This window comes from Stieleria marina (assembly GCA_007741555.1).
Taxonomy (GTDB): Bacteria; Planctomycetota; Planctomycetia; order Pirellulales; family Pirellulaceae; genus K23-9.
Window position 1 is genome coordinate 5,091,309 of sequence record CP036526.1, and the last position, 24,933, is coordinate 5,116,241.

Genomic DNA, 24,933 nt, shown 5'->3' on the forward strand with positions numbered 1-24,933 from the left:
TGCGAAAGAGCTATTTCTGAATGAAAGTGCCGACCTGATCGAACAAGTCGAGATAGGTTTCTAATGGCACGCGGGGGCGAACCAAGAGACAGCATTGAGCATTGACTCAGTGACATTTCTTCTCATCTGCTATTCGTGCTCGTTCTTGAAGGTGGTGAAATCGCATGCGCATTCATCCTACCCTGGCTGCTTCGACTGCCGGGTCCACTTTGTTTCTGAAGGCGTCTCGACGCAAATATCGCGGCGCTGAACGGCGGCGTGACCGGCGTGTGCCAAAGTCAGTGGGGATCGTGGTGCAACCACTCTCGCCGCTGCAATCCGAACTGGGCCGAGAATTCTTTGCCATCACGCGTGACGTCAGTCGCGGCGGACTGGCTTTCCTAAGTCCTCGAAAAGCGGACTACGAAATGGCGGTTCTGTCGCTTGAAGACGACATGACTCGCTTGGTCGTGTCGCGGATTTGCAACTGCAATTTGATCCACGCCAACGAACTGGAAGAAGTCTATCTGACGTCCGTCGAATTCCTGTACGAGCGTTTTGCGTAGAATCGACGAACCGCTAGGCCACCGGCCCACGCGGTCAAAACTTCAACGCTCGCTGAACGATTTCGTGAACGTCCTTGCACAAATTGGGTTCCGAAGCGATTCGTTTCAGCTGCCGAAGCATCAATTCTTGCCGGCCCGTATCAAAACGTCGGTAGCTATTGAACGCACTGACAAGCCGCGATGCAAGTTGCGGGTTGCCGGATTGGATCAACAGGACGTAGTCACCCAGCAGTTCGTAACCTTTGCCATCCGCCTGATGAAAGACAGACTGGTTGACCGAAAAAACACCCAGCAGCGATCGAACGCGATTGGGATTGTCGATCGTAAAACCAGAGTGCCCCGATAGTCGTCGGACTTCGCTCAATGCGCCCGCACGTGACGAAGATGCCTGAACGGCAAACCATTTGTCCAGCACCAGTGGATCGCCGTGGTACCGACGATGGAATTCGTCCAGCGCGGCGATGCGTTGTTCTGCATTGGAGTTGGCCAAAATCGCGAGCGCTGCCTGCTGATCGGTCATGTTGTCAGCGCCGCTAAATTGATCCGCGGCAATCTGATCGGTCTCGGGAGTATCGAGCGACACGAGATAGGCCAGCACAACGTTCTTTAATCGTCGGCGATTGATCGATTGCTGATCATTGCTGTAGGGGCCGTCGGCCGCGAGCGATTGGTGCAAAGCCGTCAACTGATCTCGGTGCGACCCGGCAACACTGCGGCGAAAGAACTCTCGCGCCGTGTGGATTGCGTCGGGATCGATCACATCCATTTCCTGCCCCAACACAGATTCGCGGGGCAACGTGATGGCAAGTGCCTTGAAGGCTTCATCAACCGAGTCGTCGGTCAGTATTTTGGCAAAGGCATCGCTAAAGAGCTTGGGTTCGTCCAAAGGCTGGCCATCGGCAGCCTGCTGTGCCATTTTCAACAGCATGCCGGTCGCCAAGGTTTGCCCCGCATCCCAACGATTGAATGCATCGGTATCGTGCGCCATCAAAAACGCCAGTTCATCGTCGCTACGCTGCATCCGCAACCGGACTGGAGCAGAGAAATCGCGTAGTACCGAGGCAATCGGCTGGCGATCAAGCCCTTCAAATTGGAAGTCGGCGGATTCGGTTTCCAGCAAGAGGACGTCGTTGTACTGCGAAAGCTCGGCTCCCGATTCGGCATCCAACAGCCCCACCCGAATCGGCAAAGGCACCGGCTTGCGATCCTTGGTACCTGGCAGATCACCGGCTAGGTCGGGATAGCTTTGCCGCATCGAAAGTGTCAATCGTCCAGCGGATTCGTCCCAGGCGGACGTGACGAACAGCTCCGGGGTGCCGGCTTGCGAGTACCATCGATCAAAAAGATCAAAGTTGGTGTCATTGGCATCCGCCATCGCTTGTCGAAAATCGTCGCACGTCACAGCACAGCCATCGTGACGCCGAAAGTACAAATCCATGCCGCGCCGAAAACCATCCTGCCCCAACAGTGTGTGGTACATGCGAATGATCTGCGCGCCTTTGCGATAGACGGTCGAAGTATAAAAGTTGTCCATCGAAATGTACGACTCGGGGCGAATCGGGTGCGCCATCGGACCGCTGTCTTCAGCAAATTGGCCGGCCCGAAGTCCCGCGACGTCATCGATCCGCTTTACAGCCGCAGAAGTTTGATCAGCGGTGAACTGTTCATCACGAAAAACCGTCAGACCTTCTTTGAGTGTCAGCTGAAACCAGTCGCGGCACGTCACGCGATTGCCAGTCCAGTTGTGAAAGTACTCGTGCGCAATGACGGCTTCGATCAACAAATAGTCGTCGTCGGTCGCGGTTTCGGGCGATGCCAACACGTACTTGGAGTTGAAAACATTGAGGCCTTTATTCTCCATCGCTCCCATGTTGAAATCGTTGACCGCAACAATCATGTAGACGTCCAGGTCGTACTCCAGCCCAAAGACATCTTCGTCCCATTTCATCGACTTTTGGAGCGAAACGAGCGCGTGCTGGCACTTGTCGATGTTTTGCGGTTCGACCCAGATTTCCAGCGCCACGTCGCGACCGCTGGCTGTCGTAAACGAACCGCGATGGCATTTCAAATTGCCCGCTACCAGTGCAAAGAGATAACAGGGTTTGACATGCGGGTCCTCCCAAACCACTTCGTGCCGTCCGTCGCCCAAGTCTTGCGATGCGATCCGGTTTCCGTTGGAAAGCATCACCGGGCAAGTCGACTTGTCGCCGCGGATGGTGACTTGGTACCGCGCCATGACGTCGGGACGATCCAAGAAATATGTGATGCGGCGAAAGCCAACGGCTTCACACTGCGTGCAAAAGTTGCCCGAGGTCTGGTAAAGCCCCGAGAGCGCCTTGTTGGTGACCGGTGAGATCGCGACTTTGGTCTGCACCTCGCATCGGGCCGGTAGATCATTCAGCACTAGCAAGTCGCTCGATGCTGTGTATTCGTCGTCATTCAGCGCAACACCATCGACGCTAACGGACAGCAGCTTCAGTTGTTCTCCGACCAACTCCAACGTCCTGGATGGCTGGTCTGTATTTCGCCGCACCGTGATTTTGGTAGTGACAATGGCATTGTGCGGATCCAGATCAAACTCCAATTCCACATGGTCGATCCAGAACGTCGGCGGTCGATAGTCGCTGCGGTAAACGACTTGCATGGTTTCGGTGTCGCTCAACGGATTTCTCTTGCGGAGTGAGTGAGTGGATGGCCGTCACCATTTAAACGCGCGGTGACGAAAACAGAAAGTAGCCGAGTGTTTGCAAACGGAAGCCTTCGTGGTGACGGCTACTGAAGTTCGCTTAAACGAAGATCTTTTTCGATTCGCGGCGTGCCTTCAATGTCGCGAATGCTGATCTGAATCGCAGGGTCACTTTCGTCCCAGGCGATCGTCAACACACCGAAATTTTCGCGGTGGTACGTGGTTTCGCTGACTCGAAATGCGTTCTCAGTCGGCGTACCGCGTTTGTGCAATTGGTTCAGACTGCTGCAGGTAACGTCGTAAATGGGGTACGGCACGTCCTGTGTAATCGCGGAAAATTCGGACCAATGCCGGTCACCACTCATCAACACCACACCTTTGGCCTCCGTCGATCGGATCAAGTCGATCAGCCGCTGACGCTCGCCAGGCAGGTTTGCCCAACACTCTTGCCCGGCTGATGAAGCCGCGAATTGAATGCTAGAAACGATCAAGCGTACCTCCGCCGGCTGCCGTAGTTGCTCTGCCAACCATTTCCATTGATCGGCGCCCAGCATCGTTTTTCGATCATCATCGTCAGGCACATAGCGTCCGCCGACACGCGGTTTGCCTGCTTTTAGCTTGGACCGAAAGTAGCGAGTGTCCAGCATGATGACCTGCGTACGTTTCCCCGCAGGCCCAAAAACAGACACGTCGTACACTCCGGGTCGTTGGCGGATGGGTGACTGAGCGGGCAAGTCCCAGAACCGCACAAACTCTTTCTGCGAATCAGACCGCTCTGCAAAATCAGCTCCCCCGTCGTTGATTCCGAAATCATGATCATCCCAAGTCGCTCGAACAGGGCATGACTGACGCAAGCGACGAAAGTCAGGATTCGCGGCCAGTTTTTCGTACTTTGTTCGCAGGACAGACATGTCATTGGTGTCAGCGTAAATATTGTCACCTGTGAACAGCAGCAAATCGGGACGCGCAGCATGCATCGTAAAAAAAATCGGCGTGGGCTGATCTTGCTTGATACACGATCCGAAAACGACGCGAGAAATCGGTCGCTGCTTGCCTTGCTGTTCTTCGCCCGCTACCTGTGACGTGTGGCAGAGTGCCACCGCAAGAACGGCCCATAGCTTGATTGTTTTGTATTGCATCTCACGAGTATACTGCGCCGATGAATGCCCTGGATCCGCAACGACTCCCCAACACTTTCTTGGTCGGTACTGGCGTAGTTGGTCGCGCGATCATCAAAGCGCACGTTGCGTCGAATATTGCCGTTGGCATTACGGACCAGAACGCGGCGTCGCTTCAACAGTCCGTTGACGAAATCGCGACGGATTGGCCGCAGACGCCGATCACCTGGACCACGATCGACGATGGCAATCTCACCGTCGCCGTAATAGGCAATGAAGCCGTAAAAGGCGACCAAAAAACCCAATCATCGGCCCACCCTAGAATCGTTGTCGAATCGATCGCCGAACGTTTGGATATCAAGCAAGCTTTCTTTCGCGATGCCGAACGCATTTTCGGGGACAGCGCGATCCTGTGCAGCAACACATCGACACTGCAAATCGCATCGATCGCGACGGGACTTCGTCACCCGCAACGCGTCTGCGGAATGCACTTTTTCATGCCCGTCGACCAACGTCCCGCCGTCGAAATTGTGCGGTCGTTGGACACGGATGGCAAAACAGTTGCGGCTTGCCAGAAACACGTTCAGCGTTTGAACAAGTCACCATTAGTCGTCGCCGACACCCCCGGATTCGTCGTCAATCGGCTGCTTTCACCTTACTTGAATCAAGCACTGCTGCTACTGACACGAGGCATCTCGGCGGAACGGATCGAACAAGCAGCGTTGCGATACGGCATGCCACTTTCGCCTCTAGAATTGATTGACTACATCGGCACGCGGACAATGCTTAATGCTGGCCGCTGTTTTTGGCAGGCTTTCCCATCCCGGTTGGATCCATCGCTGGTGGTGCCACGGTTGATCAAAAAGAAGCGACTGGGCCGGCACGACGGAGCGGGCCTTTACGACTACCACGACGGCGTCCGGAGCGAATCGCTTGGCGATGTCGCCCAACAAATCGTGGCGGAGTATTCGGTCGATCCAATTGAAGCGACCGATAGTGAGTTAGTAGAATTGCTGGCCGTTCCGATGTGGATCGAAGCGGCCCTTGCGTACCGGGATCAAGCTTCATCATCGACAGCAGATTTCAATGTCGCAATGCAGGGCGGACTAGGGTTTCGCCAAGACCAACTCTGGTTGGACTTTTTTGATTTATTCGGTGGCTCGGCGATCCGCAAAGCGATCAGCAAATGGTCCGATCAATTCGCTTCGATGCAAGCTCCGGAACCACTGATGACGCGGCTAGAAAAGCAGCGACCGTCCGAGGCACTGTCGCACGGAGTGTCGACTGAGTAGTGCGCAAAAGAGTGCATGATGCAGCAATCGCGCAAGCTGGATTGCACCGTACACGGCCAAATTTCCTAGGAGAACCGCGATGCCGTTGCTTAGTTCAGAGCAGATGGATGACTACCAGCGTGACGGTTTTGTGCTGATCCGCGAGCTGTTTACCAATGAAGAGATTGGCTTGCTTGGCGAGACGGCAACCAATGACAGGCGGCTGGATCAAGCAGCGTCGTCGCGCGACGATGGCACGGGGCACAGCGTGCGACTATCGCTTTGGAATCATCCTGGCGACGGCATTTATGGAATGGTCGCACGCTGTCGACGCATGGTCGATCGAGTCGAAGAGTTGCTCTGCGACGAGGCTTATCATTACCACAGCAAAATGATTTTGAAGGATGCCAAGGTCGGTGGCGCGTGGGCATGGCATCAGGATTACGGCTACTGGTATCAAAACGGGCTGCTCTTTCCCGATCTATGTAGCGTGATGATCGCCGTGGACGAAGCCACCCGGCAGAACGGTTGCCTGCAAGTGCTGCGCGGCTCCCATAAAATGGGGCGAGTCAATCACGTGCTGACTGGCGATCAGGCTGGCGCGGATCGCGCAGTCGTCGATGCGGCGGCCAAGGTCTGCGAACGGGTGTACTGTGAATTGAAACCCGGGGACGCGTTGTTCTTTCACCCCAATCTTTTGCATTGCAGCGCAGCGAATGAATCGGAACACTCGCGATGGGCGTTGATCTGCTGCTACAACGCAAAAAGGAATCAACCCTTCAAAGAGTCGCACCATCCGGCTTACACCAAACTGCACAAAGTCGATGATGCGATGGTGTTGCAAGTCGGGCGAGACGAATCGAACCGCGCTCGTGTCGAGTACGAAGATTTAGATTCGGGTGATCGGAGTGCGAAGAGCTTAAAAGACTCCGGCCGCTAGGCGATGTTGGCGAATCGAAAGCCCCCAAGGCTAGGCACTTGAGTGAGACGTCGATCGAAGGTAACGACGTTGGGTGCGTCGACGATTGCGTTCGACTTCTGTTTTGACCAGCAACTGCAAAGCGTTGTTGAAAACCTTGGACGTTAGCCGCACCGACAGCATCAACATGGCAAAGCAGACCAGCATCAGAACTGGCACTGCTTTCCACAAGAATTTCATGATCATCACGGCAGAGTCCTTCGTACCACCTTGGGCGACGTGCTGCTGCGTGAATTCTTTCTCGACGTTGTTGGGGCCGGAACGCAGGTTTTCTTCCCACTGCCCCCAGCTCCAATCCGCTTGCGCAAAGGCAGAGCCGATGATCTCCAGTTTGACGTAGCGATCCAAAACGATCAGCCCGAAGCCTACAGTGAAAGCCAACATCGAAGCGACAAACAAAATTTGCGCGTACAGACCAGCCAACGACTTGAGCTCTCTCCAGGCGTATCGCATTCGGTAGCGGCCTTTTGAATTCTTGCAGTTCTCCTGGATCAGGGCCCGTATGTCGGCAGGGATCGCGATCACCGCAATCAGAGCCATCAAGGCAATGCAGCCGATATAGAGCACCAAAATCAATTGCCGTTACCCCGCTAGAGTCGCCTGAATCGCAGAAAACAATCGGCAAACTATAGCAGGCTCGCCCGAACATATCCAACAGAGGGGCTCATCATGTCAGGGCCAATCACCTTTTGATGACAGGAAGTCTGTCTTTTAGCGGAATGTCGCCAGCCATTCCGCCGTCGAAGCACTGGACGGCTCGCGCCGTTCCGCTAACAGTTGTCCCAGTTTCAAAGAGTCATTTCCCCAACCCTTTGGCAACGAAAGCAAGACAGACCGTGGTTGGCTGGCTGGCTCAAAATCCGGGAGACGATAGATTTGGCTTAGCGGAACCGGAAGATGCTGTTTAGCAGTCGTTTTGCTCGCCCGATCAGCGAAATCGACTGGGCTTGGATTCGCGTGCTGGCGACGGCACCGGTCATCAGATGGCGATCGCCAGACGCTAGCTGAACCCGAATCACATACGAAGTGGAGGGCGGCCCTGTGTTCTGAGCAGCACTGGGGTCGTCACGGCGCTGTGCATTTTGGTCCGACTGATACTGCGATCGCGAAATGTCTGTGACTTCGCCAGTCAGTGTGACAGAAGGCATCGCTTCGAGCACCAATTTCACGGGATTCCCCACCGCAATCCGCTGAACCTGCTCTTGCTCCAGCGTGATCTCTGCGTCCCAGTCGTCGCTGGTCGCGACACTCATCAGTTCCGATCCGGATTCCAGATAACAGCGATGGTTTTCGGCATCGGTCGGGTACCCAGACCAGCTAACCAACTGGTGTTCGATCGCGCGAGCGTCGGCCCGTTGCTTGGGTCGACGCGGCGCGGCAATCAGCTTGCCGGATGCCGGCGCTCGTAATGTCAAAGCCTCGTAACGTGATTTGCGCGTCTGCAATTGTTTTGAAAACTCTTCTAGCAACGATTCCGCGCCAGGCAGTTCGTTGGCGGCTTCGGGATGATCGAATTGGCTGCGGCGAATCGAATCAACGACTTGTTCCTGCGTTTTATAACGACCTTTGGCTTGTAAGTATTGCAGTTCGGTATCGCGGTTAATCAGCGTCGCGATTTCATCTCCTTCGTCGACTCGCTGACCAAGTTGCACGTGCAATGATGCCAACTGGCCTGCCGTCGCGATGTAAACCGGGCTCTCGCTGCGCGGAACAATTCGCGCAGGTGCGTTGACGCCAGATGGAATCGGCCAGCAAGCCGCGGCTAGCAGAACGGCGGCAAGACTAAGAGTGACTGCGACGCGATTCATGCGAATCAACCTCCGTCGAGCCGGGTTGCGCAAGAACCGCACCGGTGCTCGAAACAATGTGACAAGTAATCCGACCGTTGCAAACACGCACAACAGTCGACCGATCGATTCCAGTCCGTAGGGACGCAGAATCAGGGAAACAAACCAGAGAATCAGGAGCGTCAGCCCCCAGCGATAGACAAACGAAGTGACGGCGTAAATCGAAAGCCAGAACGTTGATCCCGACGGGTTGGGATCCGAATCGCGTTCGTCGATGCCAAACAAGATTCTTGACGAAAACGAAGTGAGTAAACGCCGCGACCGTTCGCCCAAGTTGGGTACATCGCACAGATCCGACAGCACGTAATAGCCGTCGTAACGCAATAGCGGGTTGGCATTGAACATCAACGTGCTGACGCTACAAACCAGCATGACGTTCATGGCAATCGAGTGCGTCAGTCCGGGCGCTGTCGATGCCCAAACAAACGTTGCGACGGCGGCCAGCAGCACCTCGATTGCAATTCCCGCTGCTCCCACGGCAGCACGCTGGTAGCGGTTGGGCAGCATCCACGAATCGGATGTGTCGCAGTACAGTGCTGGCGTAAACACCAGCAGCATTGGGCCAATCTGATGGCATTCACCGCCAAAGTGTTTGCAAATGATCGCGTGGCCCAGTTCGTGCAAGACTTTGGTCCCACCGATCACTATCGCCAACAGCATCAGCGATTCAAAGCGTAGCCATTGGCTGATCTGCGGAAATTCGTTGGCGAAACGATCCCACTGGCCGACAAAGACGATTGCCGCGGCAAAACAGAGACACAGTCCAAACGCGACACCAATCCGGGTCAAAAAAGGCCGAACGACGGGGTACAAGCGTCGCAGCAGCGGTTCGGGGTCGACCCCCGGAAAACGGATGAAGAGCACGCCGCTGATGTACTGCATCCATTTTTCGTGCCGTTCTTTGATGCGACGTTCTTGCAGACGATCGCCTTGCATCATCGCATCGGAAATGGTCAGCCCACTCTGATGAAACCGAAACAAGAGCTGATTGATCTGAGCCTGGGTGACACGCGTCGGCGCGTACTTGTCCTCGTACGCCAAACGGATTTCCTCCAGCGAACGACTGCCGTCCAGCAGCCCCAGCACAAAGTACTCATCGGGTCGCATGCGGTGATATTTCAGCGCGATGGGATCCTTGACCACAACCGCCGATTCTCGCTTGTGACGCGTTTCGACTGACACTAGGTCGGCGCGACAACGCACGGCTAGCGCACCATGAGGCGTCGGCCCCAGTCGGGCCGGTCGTTCGGGAAGGGGTTTGGTGGGGAGGTTCACTAGCGAAAGTAGAAAAGGACGTTGCGGTCGACAAAGTCAAAGGCGTCGCTAAACCAACTGCGAAGAATCGAACGCTTTCCGCAGCTGATTCTCGCCGTCACATCCGCGCCGACGCGTACGTTTGCTGGATCGAAAATCTCTCGATTGCTTTCGCCCTGAGGCAGAGCAATCGTGGTCGGTCCTGCCAGCGAAGGAGCTTGTGCTTGACGCGAATCGTCGGTGTCGTGCGATTGCGTTTTGTTCCCCGTGGATCCCTTCCCCTGCGAATTGTTTCCCGCGTTTACATCTCCGGTGCGTGAATGTCCGGTGCGGACATCTGCCACGGCATCGATCACGTGTTGGCCCGTTTCGTCCAAGCGTGCCGCCGTCGCGATGCTGACCAGCCGAGCGTCAAAGGAACCGTTCGGGTCCGTCGCAATGGCAAAGTGAATCGGCAGCGCGTCGCTGTGCTCAAGAGCTTCCAAAACCGGACCGGCATTGTCGTCGGGAACATTCAACCGCAAGGACCATTTGCCAGTGTGATCGACGATTCGCATCAACAAATTGCCGCGGCTAATGGGTCGGTCGCTGAGTCGCTGATTGAGTTGCCAGCCGACCACTGTCCCGTCGATGGGACTGCGTACGATCAGCTCGTCTTGTTGCAATTTGACCAAATCTTGCTGCGATTTTAGATTTTGGATTTCACTGCGAAGCTGCCGTTCTTCTAACGCCAAACGACCAGCCTGAGCCGGGTCCGTATCGGCACTCAGTCGCATCGCCAAAATCGACGTCAGACGTTTGCCCGCTGTTTGCAACTCGCCGGCAAGCGACTCTGCGCGGCTTTCCAAGTCCGCGTTTTCGAGCGTCAACAACGGGTCACCTTGGGCGACAACCTGTCCGTCGGTCGCATGGATTTCTTTGACGACGCCGTCGATCGATGCGAAGACTTGCCGTTGGATCGTCGGTTCGGCGCTGCCGGTTGCGATCACGTGGTGATCCACTTTGACAAACAGCGAAAGCAAGAACAAGCAAAGAATCGCGCCGCCAGCGAGCGTCACTAGCGGCATTTTTCCGGAATGAACAACGCTGCCCACTGATTTCCAAAGCTTCAGACCAAAGACATTGCGATGCTCCATCGAATTTCGCAGCGAATACATGGCTTCGCTGGCAACCAATGCGGTCGTTTGCCCCATGGTTTTGGATGGTTCGCCAGAGAAGTACTCCAGCATCATCATTGCGATGATGTCGCCATTACCTTCCAGCGTGCACGCCATGGTGCTGTCGATCCCGTCGGAAGGATCCGATTGGTCGGGAGCGTGCAGCGGCAAGATGACGGTGGTGCTGACTCCGGTTTGATCCAGATAGGTGTCGAGTGGTTCTTGGATTTGCGGTGGCAACGGATCGTCTGATGGCAGTTGCATCGGACGCGACATGACACTGGCACGCTGCGCCAAGTCTTCGGCCGCTTTGACACTGTTACTGCGTGCGTCCACCACAGCGACGCCGCTGATTGCGGTGACGCGGTAACGGCTACCACGCTTGAGCAGCACCGTTGTGCGATCGCAACCGAGCAGTCGGCGCGATTCATTGGCAATTCGATACGCCGTGCCATCCAAATCCAAATCAGCGTGAAATTGCGACAGAGCATGACGCGAACGCAACGCAGCCGATGTCGCATCGATGGACTGGGAATCCAGCGTCAAAGATTGCGTGGCACCGTCACCAGCCAACTGGTCGATCACTCGGCGGACCGAAACGGTGTACTCGCTCAGTAATCTGAGAGCATGCAATTGATCCGAAGGCGATGGCTGCGCGTCCGCATCGTAGATCAACAAGACCGAACTGCGGCGAGGTGCGTCGGACAGCTGAACACGCAGGGCACGGGTCCGGTCGATGCCCGAATCGGCTGGAATTTCTAAATCCACGTCGCAAGCAATCGGCACGACTGCCGCACTAGCGAGGAGCTGACGGATTGATTCCCGGCTGATTTTTTCTGCCAGATCATCGCTGTTGACCAGCATCATCGGACCGGACCAAACAGACGATTCGACAGCGACAATCGCAACGTCAAAGTCCTTGGAAATCTCCGCCGCAAGCCGCTGCAAGAACTCAGCGCGTGTGGAAGTTTCTGATGCGCACAGGGAGACCCTTTGATCTATACCAGCAGAGCCGGCAGTTGTTTTCTCGCCCGCGCCGGACGCGTTCTCAGGTGTGTGTGTCGAAGACGAATTCACCAGACCTGTGGCCCGAATTGGTTGTTAAGAATAGGTTCGCCTTGATGTTAATCGCCCTCGGTCAATGTGGAGATCCGAAACGACGCATCGGTGTTCCGAAACCCCCACCCCCAACCATCTGGTCGGTCTGGGGCGAATTTGCGGATTAGCGATGTTTGAATCTTAGAAGGCTTGAAAAGCGATAACAAGGACTTTTGAACGCTTTTCGGCCCTCTCGGCGCCCTCTCGGCGCTTGCCCTGTGCTTACCCGGTGCCCTCTCTGCGGCTTCGGAGCATGCCTTGGTCACGACGGATGGCCGCCGCAATTGGCAACTCAAGTCAGGATGTCCCGGGTTTTGCTGTGTTTACCCGCAACCAATAAAAAAACGGCCCAGCGATTTCTCGCTAGGCCGTCTTTTGAATCTTCATCGATCAGGCCGAGTTGTCGGCCTAATACATGTCGTGGTCGCCGCCGTGACCTTTCTTGCCATCTTTTGGCCGGTCAGCGACAAGAGCGTCGCTGGTCAGCAACAACGTCGAAACGCTGGCTGCATTGCCAAGAGCTGTGCGGGTCACTTTAGTTGGGTCGATGACGCCAGCTTTGACCAGGTCTTCGTACTCGTCAGTCAAAGCGTTGTAGCCGCCGTTGCCTTTCATTGCGAGAACTTTCTCGCAGACGATGCCGCCATCTTGGCCAGCGTTTTCGCTGATCATGTGAAGCGGAGCACGGCAAGCACGCAGAACGATGTTGTAGCCGACCAATTGATCTTCGCTCAGCTCGCTGCTTGGCTTGACGCTACCAGCACAACGCAGCAGAGCCACGCCGCCGCCAGGAAGGATGCCTTCTTCGACAGCAGCACGAGTCGCGTGCAGTGCGTCTTCGACACGAGCCTTCTTTTCTTTCATTTCGCTTTCGGTCGCAGCACCGACATTGACCTTGGCAACACCACCGGCCAACTTTGCCAAACGCTCTTCTAGCTTTTCGCTGTCGTAGTCGCTGGAGCTATTTGCGATCTCGCGACGGATTTGGTCGATGCGAGCCTTGATGTCAGCACTCTTGCCGCCACCTTCGATGATCGTCGTGTTGTCTTTGTCGACGATGACTTTCTTGGCGCGACCGAGTTGTGGCAAGTCGACGCTCTCTAGCTTGATGCCGAGTGCTTCGAAGATTGCTTGGCCACCGGTCAAGATTGCGATGTCTTCCATCATGGCTTTGCGGCGATCGCCGTAGCCAGGAGCTTTCACGGCAACAACGTTGAATGTGCCACGCAAGCGGTTGATGACCAAAGTAGCTAGTGCTTCACCATCGACGTCTTCGGCGATGATCAACAATGGCTTGCCTTGCTGAACAACTTTTTCCAGCATTGGCACCATGTCTTTGATTTGGCTGATCTTCTTCTCGAAGACCAAGACGTAAGCGTCTTCCAGCACGGCTTCCATGCTGGCCGAATCGGTCACGAAGTAAGGCGACAGGTAGCCGCGATCAAACTGCATGCCCTCGACCCACTCTTGTTCGGTCTGAAGACTTTTGCCTTCGTCGACCGTGATGACGCCGTCTTTGCCGACTTTGCTCATCGCGTCAGCCAACAAGTCACCGATTTCGCGGTCGTTGTTGCTGGCGATTGTTGCGACGTTGGCCATCGCTTCTTGGTCTTTGACCTTGGTGGCCATGCCATGAAGTTTTTCGGTGATGTCAGCGACAGCCGCTTCGATACCGGCTTTCATTTGAATTGGGTTGACGCCTGCAACGACAGCTTTCAGGCCTTCGTTGAAGATCGCTTCGGCCATGACCGTTGCAGTCGTGGTACCGTCACCGGCCACGTCGCTGGTCTTGCTGGCGACTTCGCGAACCATGCGAGCGCCCATGTTCTCGAAGACGTCTTCCAAGTCGATTTCTTTCGCAACCGTCACGCCGTCTTTCGTGACGGTAGGGCTGCCGAAGCTTTTCTGAAGAATGACGTTGCGACCTTTAGGGCCAAGCGTGACCTTGACGGTGCGGGCCAATTTGCTGACACCACGGCGAATTGCTTCGCGGGCTTCTTGGTCAAAAGCAATGATCTTTGACATAAGTGATTCTATTTTGGGTTCGTGTGAATTTGTTTCGGAGAGCGAGAGACGCAGCCGGTCTGACAGACTGACTAACTGGCGAGCGGTTTACTCGAGAACAGCCAGAACGTCTTCTTCACGCATCAGGAGGTATTCGACGTTGTCGATTTCGACCGTTTCGCCGGCGTAACCGCTGAACAAGACGTTATCGCCTTCTTTCAGCTGGCTTTGGCTGCGTGAGCCGTCATCGAGGATTTTGCCGCTGCCGATGGCAACGACGGTTCCGCGAGCTGGCTTTTCTTGAGCCGAATCAGGCAGAACGATGCCGCCTGCGGTCGTGGTCTCGCTCTCTTCGCGTTGAACCACGATTCGCTCGCCCATGGGTTGCAAACGAACTTTTGACTTCTTCTTCGTGGCAGTTGCCATCGCCGTGACACCTTTTCGATACAGGAAAGAAATGATTGGGGTTTGTTCGATATGACTGCCAGTTGGGCGACTTGCTCGAATCAGTCGAGTGCGCACCGATGGCAGTAAACTAGTTAGGGCCGCCTACACAGCAATCAGCGTGCCGTAAAGCAAAAGTTTTCCCTAAGTCGTTTGACGGCGGTATCTTCCGCGATCCAGGCCGTTTCAAACAGGGGGCAGGCCGAACAAAATGGGCAGAACAAAATGGCAGGCCCCGCAGCAACGCGGCTTTCCCAAATCCCCATCGCCGTTTGCCGCGTTCTACGCCGTTTACGCAATCTACGCCGCTCGGAAGAGCACTTCGTCGCTGGGCAGCCTCTCCAGGGCGTCGCGGCAATACGTCGAAAGCGTTGCATCAGCGACCTGATAGCCGTGGCGAAATAGCAGGCTGAATTCGCCGTGCGTCATACGCCGCAGTGTCGTTTCCATCTGCGCGGCTTGCTGGACGTCGGTTTCGGTCATCGGAGCTTCGCCAGCGGCATAACGGCGGCGATGATCGTGCTTGCTTTTCATTCCCAACCGCAGATAGGCGCCCGTGCCAGGGTTTTGCTTGAAATGGTCGACCAACATTCTCGCTCGCAGACTGCGGACTTGATCGGTCGCGACGTCTACCAGTCGCATCGAAGCTTTCAGGTATCCGGGCGTCCATTTTGTACCACGTGTTTGCTTGGCCAAGGGCCGCGATGCATCGCAGACGATCAGGAAATCCGCATCGTCACAAAGCCCGATGCTTGGCTTGAAAAGTGACTCGACGCCCAGGTTGTCGTAGACGCCGCCGTCCCAAAGGTGCAGCCGTTTGTATTTCGGATCGATTTCGGCCCATCCACCGTCGCGAAACTCGCTCCATTGAAAGCGGCGTGATTTGACGATCAGCGGTCCTATCAAACCCGGCACTGCCGCCGACGCGGCCAGCGCATGCGACAAACAAAAATCGGGATCAATGACGTATTTGGTTTGGTAGTCGCCCATCGAATCGCGATAGAAGCGCCAGTTCTTTCCCGTTTCGTAACAGGTTGCGTTGATAATCAGACGCGGCGAAATCGGCAGGTCCGCCAGCTTACCGCTTATGTTCCATTGATTTTCCAGTTCGTCCCCTAAAACGGCCGCGCGTCCTGAAGCAAGTCGCCAGGGAAACATCAGGGATTTCAGTGTGTACATCGATTGCAAATTTCGCTTCGTCAACACCTCGTGGATTCGCGGGACAATTTCGTGCAGATACTGCGAACTGCTGGGCCAACGATTTCCGGCGTATGACACAACCAGCCCGGACGCCAGACTGCCGCCCGAAACACTGGAGACAACTTTCACATTGCCCATCAAGTCTTGCCGAGCTAGTCGCGCGAGCACGCCCAAGTGAAAGACGGTGGCGCGGACGCCGCCGCCCGAGAAGGCGAGCGCGATTTTCATGGGCTTGGTCAAAGTGCGAGCGGAATAGCGATTTTTCGTCGCGTGTACTTCACCAAAGCCGAGGCCAATTGCGAAAGACCGATTTATTCAGCATGAAATAGCAGCATTGGCTGAGCGACAGGAGCTGCAACGCAATCTCAATTGCCGACTCTAGCTCACTTGCTGTGGCATGAAAGCAAGCACTGCCCAGACGGCGATACTCAACATTCCGCGTAGCGACGATCCGTCTCGGACAGGCGGTTCGGTTGGGCTGGAGGCCCGACGATACCGAGTTCAATAGGGTCACTACGGAGAATAGGATTGACGTGGACAGCACCAAAGCGGCGCGACATTTGACCTACCGCTTTGGCGATTCAACACAAGGTCTACTTATCGGACGTTGAGGCACTAATCTTCATGCCACAACAGCGTGAAACTTCGCTCAACGCCACGGGGCATCAAGACCTGGGAATCTTAGGGGTTCGGACAGCTTGTTCTGATTCTCTGATCACGATTATTTGATTGATTGCGATGTTTGAAAACCGTTGTGTCTTGCCGGTCTTCGCCCAATGGACTTCTATTGTTTTGATCTCAGCGGCGGCACCCACACCGATTTCTTGTCGCAGCGGGTTTCCACCGAAGCTACTGCCATAGCCGACTGTGCGGTATATCTTGCGTTCGTTTTCGGCGTCAGCAACTGTAAGGCAAATCCTTGCTCCCACACCAAATCGATTGCTCTCTTCGCCCTCAAGAATAATCTTGATCCAGTTCGACTCGAAGCCTGGATTCTCGAACAGCGCGTTTTGGAAACCATCGGCAGCAAACCAGCCGCCAAGTTCGGCGAGCACATCCTGGTCGCCGTCGTTATCAAAGTCCGCGAACGCTATCCCGTGCCCTTTCTGAAGATGACCAAATCCTCCAGCGGTTGATACGTCTTCAAATCGTTTGCCACCGACATTTCGGAACATCAGATTGGGCATAATGCCCTCGACCGCTGGATAGCCGGTGCCCAGATAGAAGTCCAAGAAGCCATCATTGTCCAAGTCGCCAAAATTGCATCCCATTGGCTGCGTTGTCACCGCCAAACCAAGTGAGTCGGTGACGTTCTTGAAGCCTCCCTTGCCGTCGCCGCGGTAGTGTGCATCGACACTTCGCTTCGGACCTCGCCCGAGGTAGTCCGCTGCGATGTGTTCCACGCCTTGTTCAAAGCTGGATGCATACAGGTCTAAGTGTCCATCGTTGTCATAGTCCCAGAACCAAGTCGGAAAACCCTGAGTTGGTTCATCAACACCATTCGCGCCTGATTGGTCGACGAAAATTCCGCCACCTTGGTTGATGTACAGACGGTTTGGTTCGCCCAAATTTGACACATAGATATCTGGAAGATCATCGCCGTTGACATCCCCCCAGGCGACTCCCTTTGACATTGACGGGTCATTCACCCCTGCCTCCCGTGCGATGTCACGGAACTTGCCGCTGCTATTCTGGAACAATTGGTTCGGGGCGCCCTCATTGCCGACGTACAAATCCAGGTCGCCATCGTTGTCATAGTCCGCCCAGGCGGATGACTGCGTTGGAAGGAACGGTTCCCCCAAACCGACTTCGAATGTCACATCGTGAAACCTGCCGTTGCCATCATTCTGAAGCAGTGAATTCGGAAACGTGCCGTTGGGACCGAGCCATCCACCGCGCATGACAAAGAGGTCTAAATCACCATCGTTGTCATAGTCCGCCTGATTTATGTTTAGGCCACCTGTAATTCCAAGCAGATTCGCCTCTGCTGTTTTCCGTTCAAACGTTCCATCACCTTTGTTGCGAAAAAACTCCAATTGACCATCCGTGTCCCAATTCGACACGGCAATATCTATCCAATGATCACCATCAAAATCATCTGCGACCGCACCGCCCGCCAATGAAAATGTATCGACATTTAAATCAGTGGCGACGTTTAAAAACTTCGGAAAATCCGTTCTGGATTGAAACCGTGCATCGGGAAGCCGGAACTTCTCTGGAACAGCTTCGGTCGGTCTCCCAACGGTCATCGCCGCAACGTTAAGTAACCACACTGCACGCAGATTCGTTGGGTCCAAATCCAGGCACCGCTTAAAGTACTTAATTGCCAATTCTGAACCAGACTTATTGGTGTGGATCCCTTTCCCGGAGATCGGAAATAAGCACCCTTCACCGTTGGAGCAGTGGACGCAGTTTTCGTTCTCGCCTTTCCGAACTGCCGCAACTCCCGTCAAGAACAAGAGTGTTCCCTCTTGTTGAGGTGAAAAGAAGTCAGGATGTGTCTCTCGTATTTCAGGCAGCATTTCAACAGCCTTCGTCAAGTGTTCCAACGCCTCGTCGCAGCGTCCCATTTTCGTGTGATGTCGGCCAATCCCAACTTCGGCGTCAAAGACGCCTCGCAGTTCACGCCGCCCGATAGAAGCTTCTATCTGCTGTTGGAAGACGGCCAATGGCGCATCGCTCAGAACCGGACTGCGTTGTTTCATGTAGCGATTGACCTGCTGCAACAAACCAACCATCGCTTTGTGCCCGTCTATTGGAGACGCAGCTACCAACTCACCATTGGTTTTAAAGCTCTGCCGTTTCGTTTCGTTTCGTTTCGTTTCGTTTCGTTTCGTTTCTAGAGTTGGTGGCTCGGATGAACAGCCAGAAAACAGAATGCCTACGACCACCAGGGCGAGCGTCGACAGACAGGCAAGTCCATCACGGTGACGTTCTATACAATGATGATTACTCATTTGGATCTCAATGAATGAAAACTCGTTGACGATATTGGATCGCACCGTCGCCTACTTCTCATTTGGCTCGAAGATCAACGGAGACGGCAAACCATCCTCCCGAAAGGCCGTACCGTTGATCATAACGCCTGTGGGCTCCAAAGGAGCGTGGACGACTGTATTCCAGCTTAGGCGAAATTCGGACGGCTGGAAACGCAGGCCAAGCAATTGTCGTCTGGTTATCAACAGCAAGCCCGGATCATTTGCCGTCGGCCGCTACCAAATACTCATATGCTGTCGAAAGCACAAAAGGGGTCAAGCACAAAAGGGGTCAGGCCTCTTTCTCCCGAGGTAATCGCAGCTTTGGACGGCCGCGAGGTCTCATGGTCGACTCTAGGTTGAGGCGTCTGGCGATCGACTCGACCCAGCCTTCATCCCCCAGCGGTCGACCACGCTGCGCACTGCGGCGGACGGCTTCGAGTTCCTTGGAGCACAAAAGGGGTCAGGCCTCTTTTCTGGCTTTCTCCCGAGGTAATCGTAGCTTCGGACGGCCGCGAGGCCTCATGGTCGACTCTAGGTTGAGGCGTCTGGCGATCGACTCGACCCAGCCTTCATCCCCCAGCGGTCGACCACGCTGCGGGAGCACAAAAGGGGTCAGGCCTCTTTTCTGGCTTTCTCCCGAGGTAATACTATCTTCGGACGGCCGCGAGGCCTCATGGTCGACTCTAGGTTGAGGCGTCTGGCGATCGACTCGACCCAGCCTTCATTCCCCAGCGGTCGACCTCACTGTGCACTACGGCGGACGGCTTCGAGTTCCTTGTCGCCTAGGGCCTGATTCACCTTTGCTTTCCAGTTGGATTGTCGCGAGATCGGCCATGAGGATAGAAGACTGAGTTGTGGGGGCCTCGCTTGCAGCCACCGCCACAAAGAGCACCACAGCCAATCCTCCGCGTGCTTGACCAAGCCAGCTCGCAAAGCGTTGCGTTCAACGTACCGGCATACTGTCAGGAAATGCTCGTCGTCCTGGATCGGAAAGCTTTTGTAACGCTGCTGGTACACGTGCCCCATGCCGCCGGTGTGATAGTGAGCGTGGTATCGCATCGTGTGAGTACCTCCGACCCAGGCCATGAACCGACTCATTTCGCCATCGGCCAGGGGCCGAAGCACCAAGTGGTAATGGTTGGGCATCAACACGTAGCTGAACAACTCGACATCGTGGATCTCAAGAGCCTCGCCAAGGATGCGTTCAAACGCCGCGAAGTCCTCGTGTTTGTGGAAGATAGTTGCGCGAAGATTTCCACGGTATCAGGGCATGGTAAAGACCACCCGCTTCATCAGCGCGAGGAGCACGGGGCATCGCATTTCTCCAGTAAGGACAAGAAGCCGAAATGCAGCAATTACCTTACTAGCTGTCAGAAAAGAGGCCTGCCCCCTTTTTTGCGTGTGACCCCTTTCCTGCGTCCTTCTATTACTCTCTTCCTTCTTTCTCGCTGTGGCTCGTGGGGAAGCACCACTCAGATACACTGTCGCCGTGACCCGTGGGCAGTGTTTAGTTTGTCAGTTTGCGGGTTAGAACCAGCCAGTGTTGGTGACGGATTTAGGTGGTTTTGTTCGGGGTGGCGGCTTGAGGTCCCGGTTTGCGGGTTTGGCCGGTTTGCGGGTTTGGCCGGTTTTGGATTTTGGTGGTGAGGTCGCTTTGGTTGATCCCATCGGCCTGCCGTCGACATAGACGCCCCGCTTCATTGCGGCAGCGATACCAATGGCCTGACGCTCTTTGATCGCGTCCAGTTCCATTTCAGCAAGGCCCATCAACAAACCCGCGAACACTCGGCCCTGTGTGCCGCTGATGTCCGTCGCTTGCGTGACGCTAACGGGCCGTAGCCCCTGCTCGCACCAATCAGCGAGCAAATTGACTCATCGCGGTGGTTGCGGGCAAGACCATCGAGCCGCCACACCACCACCGTCTTAACCTCGCCCATGAAGATAGCGTTGGATCATTGTCCAAGCGGCTTGTGTACAGCTCTTTGATTCTCCTCGCAGCGTGATGCTCGCTAGCCTGCTACACCTTAAGAACGAAAACGCTACTAAAACTAAAATCCGCCGGGGCTGCTGAATTCGGCGTAGTCGTCGAATTCGTTGTGACGATCCGGTGCTCGCGTACTGAACTTGGTGAAATCCGCTTCCCAGGTCAGCATGACGTCACCAACCGGGCCGTTACGCTGTTTGGAGATGATGATCTCGGCTTGCCCAGCAAACTGTGCTCGTTCTTCACCGCGGTGGTAGTACTCCTCTCGGTGAACAAACATCACCACGTCCGCATCCTGCTCGATCGCTCCGGATTCTCGCAGGTGACTCAGTTTGGGTCGGTGATCCTTGCTGTCTTCAGCCTGACGATTGAGCTGTGACAGACACAGCATGGGGACCTCCAGTTCTCGCGCCAGTCCCTTCAATCGACGTGCGATCTTGGCAACTTGTTCCTGACGTGGATCACGCGAATTGTCGGGTTCGATCAACTGCAAGTAATCGATCACGATCAGTCCCAAATCGCCTTCTCGCCGTTTGATCCGACGGGCTGCCGCAGCGATCTCGCTCACCGTCCGGCTGGGGGAATCGTCCACGAACAGCGGCGCTTCGCTGATTTCGTTGGCTTTGTTGATCAGCCGGGTATGGTCGTCACTACTAATCGTCCCGTTACGCAGTCGGTGACCGTTGACTCGGGCCAGCGAACACAACATCCGGTCGGCCAATTCGATGCCGGACATTTCCAACGACACGAACAGCGTCGGAGCGCGTTCTTCGATGGCGGCGTGTTCGGCCATGTTCATTGCCAAAGCGGTTTTGCCCATCGACGGCCGAGCAGCCAAAATGATCAACTCGCCGTTGTGCATTCCGCCGGTCATTTCGTCAAAGTCCTTCAGGCCCGTCTCCACACCGCCATCGGTCACTTCACCTCGCATTCGCGCATCCATCCGATCCATCGCTTGGTGCAACACATCGCTGATGCTGTGCACGCTTTGCGTGGAACGACCATCCATGATCGCAAACACTTTTTGTTCCGCTTGCGCACATAACTCGCGAGCTTCACTGGTCTGGTCGTACGCATCACGAAGAATCTCGGTGCTAGATTCGATCAGCCGGCGATAGACGCCTTTTTCGATGATGATGCCGGAGTAGTAGACCGCGTGAGCCGCATTGGCGACCGCACCGGAAAGCTTGGCCAGGTAAGCCGCACCGCCGATCTTGTCATACTCGCTCGACGTTCGCAGGCGGGACCCGAGCAGTGTGATGTCGATCTTTTGCCCTGTATCGTGCATCTCTTTAAGGTGCGAAAAGATGATGCGATTTGCATCGTCATAAAAGTCGTCCGGACGCAACTGCGAGATATCGTCGGAGACTTCGGGCATCAACAGGACGCTGCCGATCAATCCCATTTCGGCTTCCAAGTCAAACGGCGGTTGCCGCGACAGCACCTCCGCGGCGGAGGGTTGTTTCTTTTTGCGTTTCTTGAAGGAGTCGTCGTCAGCGATCAAGGTAATCGGTCCGTCGTTGAAAGCTCGGAAAGTTGAAAGAGCGGGCAAGCGTTAATCTGCCGCCGCGAGCGTAGGCATGCAACCGCTAATGGAAATTACTTGGGCGACCACAAGCAGGGAAACAAGCCACACGGCGTAAAACAGGCCAATTCGGAGGACTGAAAGGCCCCATCTCACCATCCAACGCAACCGCTGCCGACTGCCAAATCGGCTGCCAAATGGCTGCCCGTTACCCAGGTCATCAGCATTTGGCTACAGGCAGCTGGCTACCGGCAGCTAGGGCGTCTGTCGCTGCCGCGTCCAACTCAGCCACTTCGCAACAGGCTCTCGATCCGGTCCAAGGCGTCGCGAGCCGTCAGCGATGCTGATCCGCGACCGACTGATTTTCCTGATGCTAGCCAAGTTTCCACGCGGCGACGAGCCAAGATGGCCGCACTGTGGCTGCGACCACCGTAATATCGGCCGATTTCGGCAAACGCGGCGGGCGTCAATTCACGCGACAAATACATCGCCAACATGCGCGGCTCCGTCGTCGTGCGTGCTTGCGATTTGGATTTTAGCGCGTCGTTGTCTAATTGGAAAGTCTGCGCGACAGCACGTTCGATTTTTGCCATCGTCACAAACGGTTTGTCGCTGCGAAGCTGGTCGCCACCGAATTCTTGAATCTCCGCAGTGGTTGGCATTCGGTCATACATGCGTTGAAGCACGCTGATCAAATTGACGAAACCTCCGATCCGGCGACCGTCGCCGGGCAACGTTTGACTGATTTCGCGAATCGTTTCTTCCGGCCAAGGGAACAAGCATTTTTCGTCGATACTTTGCCTCAGCAACGTCTCGCGAGTCGCCGTGTCCAATGTCTGCATCGTGCAAACCAGTCCTGACGACAAACGTCCCGACAATTCCTGAGTCAGGCCCGAGATTTCGTTTGGCGAGTGGGTCGCTGCAAAGATCAACGTCTTGCCACGGTCCATCAAACTTTCGACCGTGTAAAGCATCTCCCGCAGCGTGGCCTTCTTCGCCCCCAGAAACTGCACATCGTCCAAAATGAACGCATCGATGTCACGGTAAAGCGAACGAAACGATGTCAGCGTGCCACTGGAAACGCAGCGAATAAAATCGTTGGTAAACTTCTCTGCCGACAAGTGCATCACCCGTCGCATCCGATGATGGCGACGCAGAAAATGCGAAATCGCAAACATCAGGTGAGTTTTGCCAACGCCCGGAGGCCCCGAAACAAACAGCGGTGATCCTGCTTGCGGATTTTCGCAGACCAATTGAGCGGCCGTGCGAGCGAGCTGATTGCACTTTCCACCGACAAACGTCTCCAGCGTCATTCGCTGCTGCGCCGAATTGGCTGCCGATTGTTTCTCGGCGTTGCCTTCGTCTTTGCCGCTGACTTTGGAATGCGAAGCGTCTGTTTTTGCATTCGCGGTTGCTGCCGACTGCTTTAGTTCGTTAGCGGGCAGGTTCGGAAGCGTCGGCTGTGTCAATGAAACGGCGTTCAGATTTGGCTTGCGCCGTCGCGATCGCGTGCTTTTGTTTTTTGCTTTGCCACTTTGGTAGTTCTGCGACTGGCTCTGTTGAACCAGCGAAGCGATCGATTCACCACCGCGTGGGCTCGACTTTCGTCGACGAGTTTCCGATGGCGTCGCGGCGCGAGTCCGTCTTTGGTTTGAAATGTTTGTCGCGTGACCGCCGGGCTGGCCGGCGTCGGCAGGACCATCACCGTCCGAAGCGGAATGGTTTTGGCGGCTAGTAATTCGCCCCGTTTCTGATTCGGCATTATCAGGCAATGCCTCAGTCGACAAATCGTCGATCGGCAGTTGCACCTGTTGTGGCGGATCGGCAAGCCGCAGCTGCACTTCCATCGCTCGGCCGAACGCTTGCATCGCGGCACCGCGAAGTTCTCGCGTGTAATTTCGACTCAATCGATCCAAAGCAAACTGCCCGCGAACTTTCGCGACGATCGCCGACTGAGTGACTCGCGTCGGAGCGGCTTCCGCGTTTGGGCCGCCGATCACCTTGGGGGCATCGACCGTGTTTTCGCAAAGCTCAAAGAATACGCCATCGGCAAACCAGGCCTGATAGACCTCTTGTCCTACTCGCTGCTTCAACGCCTCCTTGAAAAGTTCGATGACAGCCTTGTCATCGTTGCAGCCGTGCGAAGCAGACATACTCTAAGCGCAATCCTCCATCATGGATATTCGCGTGAACATTGAACCGATGGCGTCCAGCCAAACCGCTGCGAAGATCTCGCGGGCGGTCGGTCGCGACAAGGCAATCGATCACAATTTACAAAAGGGCGGTTGAAAACAGCTTGCGGACAAATGAAAGGCAGCCGAAGCGTTGGCTCTGAAAAGTTGACCAACCTAGCTCCGCTGGGCGGCAACATTGCCTTTCCCGCGAGTGTCTCGTTCGTGAGCCGTTGAAAGTGTCGCGTCGAGATTCTTTCGATCTGACTGCTTCGTCGGCTGACGAGGCCAGATTCTAAGGTTGCTAGCAACCAAGTCAAACGCTTGTGCACCAAAATCGAAAAGTCGATCCGAAGTGCTCATCGGGTCGTGCGGCTAAGGCAACAAAATACGGCTCGCCAAGCAACGTCGCCGCTGAAAAATGACCAAGGTCGCCGGCGCTCGCCCGATTGCGAGCCGAAACACTGCCGTGGAAAACCTGTTCGCGTATGCTTCACACCGCACCGCCGCCGCGCATCGCGACCTGCTAAACAATGCTGCCGCAAAGGTTTAGCGAATCAGCGGCCGAACAACGGAAAATAGGTAAGAGCGACAGATCACCACCCAGAACGCTCTCAAGGCAGAATTCGCAGTCTTTTGCCGACGAAGAGACGACTGTTCGAGCAGAACAGG

At 55.3% G+C, this 24,933-nt stretch carries 17 protein-coding genes; 4 read left to right on the plus strand and 13 right to left on the minus strand.

Annotated elements, in window-relative coordinates:
* The first annotated feature begins 164 nt into the window (after positions 1-164).
* On the plus strand, positions 165-545 hold the full coding sequence (locus K239x_RS17935; protein ID WP_145419583.1) for a hypothetical protein: 381 nt from the start codon (positions 165-167) through the stop codon (positions 543-545).
* 34 nt (positions 546-579) lie between these two features.
* Here the strand turns inward: K239x_RS17935 and pepN are convergent, their stop codons facing one another.
* Both pepN and K239x_RS17945 read right to left on the minus strand, forming a co-directional pair.
* The gene (gene pepN / locus K239x_RS17940) at positions 580-3,207 is read right to left on the minus strand and encodes an aminopeptidase N (RefSeq protein ID WP_145419584.1); all 2,628 of its coding nucleotides are present in this window, start codon (positions 3,205-3,207) and stop codon (positions 580-582) included.
* A 110-nt stretch (positions 3,208-3,317) separates the two neighbouring features.
* Positions 3,318-4,370, minus strand: coding sequence for an alkaline phosphatase D family protein (locus tag K239x_RS17945; protein ID WP_145419585.1), 1,053 nt, complete (start codon positions 4,368-4,370; stop codon positions 3,318-3,320).
* 20 nt (positions 4,371-4,390) lie between these two features.
* Here K239x_RS17945 and K239x_RS17950 point away from each other — a divergent pair, with 20 nt between their 5' ends.
* A complete protein-coding gene (locus K239x_RS17950) occupies positions 4,391-5,641 on the plus strand; it encodes a 3-hydroxyacyl-CoA dehydrogenase family protein (protein WP_145419586.1) in 1,251 nt (416 codons plus the stop codon).
* Positions 5,642-5,720: 79 nt separating this feature from the next.
* Positions 5,721-6,560: a phytanoyl-CoA dioxygenase family protein gene (locus K239x_RS17955; RefSeq protein WP_145419587.1), complete on the plus strand. Its 840-nt coding sequence runs from the start codon at positions 5,721-5,723 to the stop codon at positions 6,558-6,560.
* A gap of 30 nt (positions 6,561-6,590) precedes the next feature.
* Here the strand turns inward: K239x_RS17955 and K239x_RS17960 are convergent, their stop codons facing one another.
* The 7 genes from K239x_RS17960 to K239x_RS17990 all read right to left on the minus strand — a co-directional run bounded on the left by K239x_RS17960 (position 6,591) and on the right by K239x_RS17990 (position 17,876).
* The gene (locus K239x_RS17960; RefSeq protein ID WP_419189116.1) at positions 6,591-7,142 is read right to left on the minus strand and encodes a hypothetical protein; all 552 of its coding nucleotides are present in this window, start codon (positions 7,140-7,142) and stop codon (positions 6,591-6,593) included.
* A gap of 338 nt (positions 7,143-7,480) precedes the next feature.
* Positions 7,481-9,721 (minus strand): efflux RND transporter periplasmic adaptor subunit, encoded by a 2,241-nt coding sequence (locus K239x_RS17965; protein ID WP_419189117.1) that lies wholly within the window; start codon positions 9,719-9,721, stop codon positions 7,481-7,483.
* The gene (locus K239x_RS17970; RefSeq protein WP_145419590.1) at positions 9,721-11,805 is read right to left on the minus strand and encodes an efflux RND transporter periplasmic adaptor subunit; all 2,085 of its coding nucleotides are present in this window, start codon (positions 11,803-11,805) and stop codon (positions 9,721-9,723) included. The genes K239x_RS17965 and K239x_RS17970 overlap by 1 nt, the downstream gene beginning before the upstream one ends.
* Positions 11,806-12,363: 558 nt before the next feature.
* Complete coding sequence (gene groL, locus K239x_RS17975; RefSeq protein ID WP_145419591.1) at positions 12,364-13,980, minus strand: chaperonin GroEL; 1,617 nt, start codon at positions 13,978-13,980, stop codon at positions 12,364-12,366.
* An 87-nt stretch (positions 13,981-14,067) separates the two neighbouring features.
* A complete protein-coding gene (locus tag K239x_RS17980) occupies positions 14,068-14,385 on the minus strand; it encodes a co-chaperone GroES (RefSeq protein ID WP_145419592.1) in 318 nt (105 codons plus the stop codon).
* A 318-nt stretch (positions 14,386-14,703) separates the two neighbouring features.
* On the minus strand, positions 14,704-15,831 hold the full coding sequence (locus tag K239x_RS17985; protein WP_145419593.1) for a patatin-like phospholipase family protein: 1,128 nt from the start codon (positions 15,829-15,831) through the stop codon (positions 14,704-14,706).
* Positions 15,832-16,268: 437 nt separating this feature from the next.
* On the minus strand, positions 16,269-17,876 hold the full coding sequence (locus tag K239x_RS17990; protein ID WP_419189118.1) for a CRTAC1 family protein: 1,608 nt from the start codon (positions 17,874-17,876) through the stop codon (positions 16,269-16,271).
* Between the two features lie 267 nt (positions 17,877-18,143).
* Between K239x_RS17990 and K239x_RS28780 the strand changes: the two genes are divergently transcribed.
* A complete protein-coding gene (locus tag K239x_RS28780; protein WP_419189119.1) occupies positions 18,144-18,446 on the plus strand; it encodes a hypothetical protein in 303 nt (100 codons plus the stop codon).
* Positions 18,447-19,322: 876 nt separating this feature from the next.
* On the opposite strand, the gene K239x_RS17995 is transcribed toward K239x_RS28780, so the two are convergent.
* From K239x_RS17995 to K239x_RS18010, 4 genes are all read right to left on the minus strand, one after another.
* The gene (locus tag K239x_RS17995; protein ID WP_473163593.1) at positions 19,323-19,820 is read right to left on the minus strand and encodes a transposase; all 498 of its coding nucleotides are present in this window, start codon (positions 19,818-19,820) and stop codon (positions 19,323-19,325) included.
* A gap of 288 nt (positions 19,821-20,108) precedes the next feature.
* Positions 20,109-20,447, minus strand: a complete 339-nt coding sequence (locus tag K239x_RS18000) for a recombinase family protein (protein WP_145419595.1) — start codon at positions 20,445-20,447, stop codon at positions 20,109-20,111.
* A gap of 182 nt (positions 20,448-20,629) precedes the next feature.
* Positions 20,630-22,069: a replicative DNA helicase gene (gene dnaB / locus K239x_RS18005; RefSeq protein ID WP_145419596.1), complete on the minus strand. Its 1,440-nt coding sequence runs from the start codon at positions 22,067-22,069 to the stop codon at positions 20,630-20,632.
* 305 nt (positions 22,070-22,374) lie between these two features.
* Positions 22,375-24,243, minus strand: coding sequence for a DnaA/Hda family protein (locus K239x_RS18010; RefSeq protein ID WP_145419597.1), 1,869 nt, complete (start codon positions 24,241-24,243; stop codon positions 22,375-22,377).
* Positions 24,244-24,933: the final 690 nt, after the last annotated feature.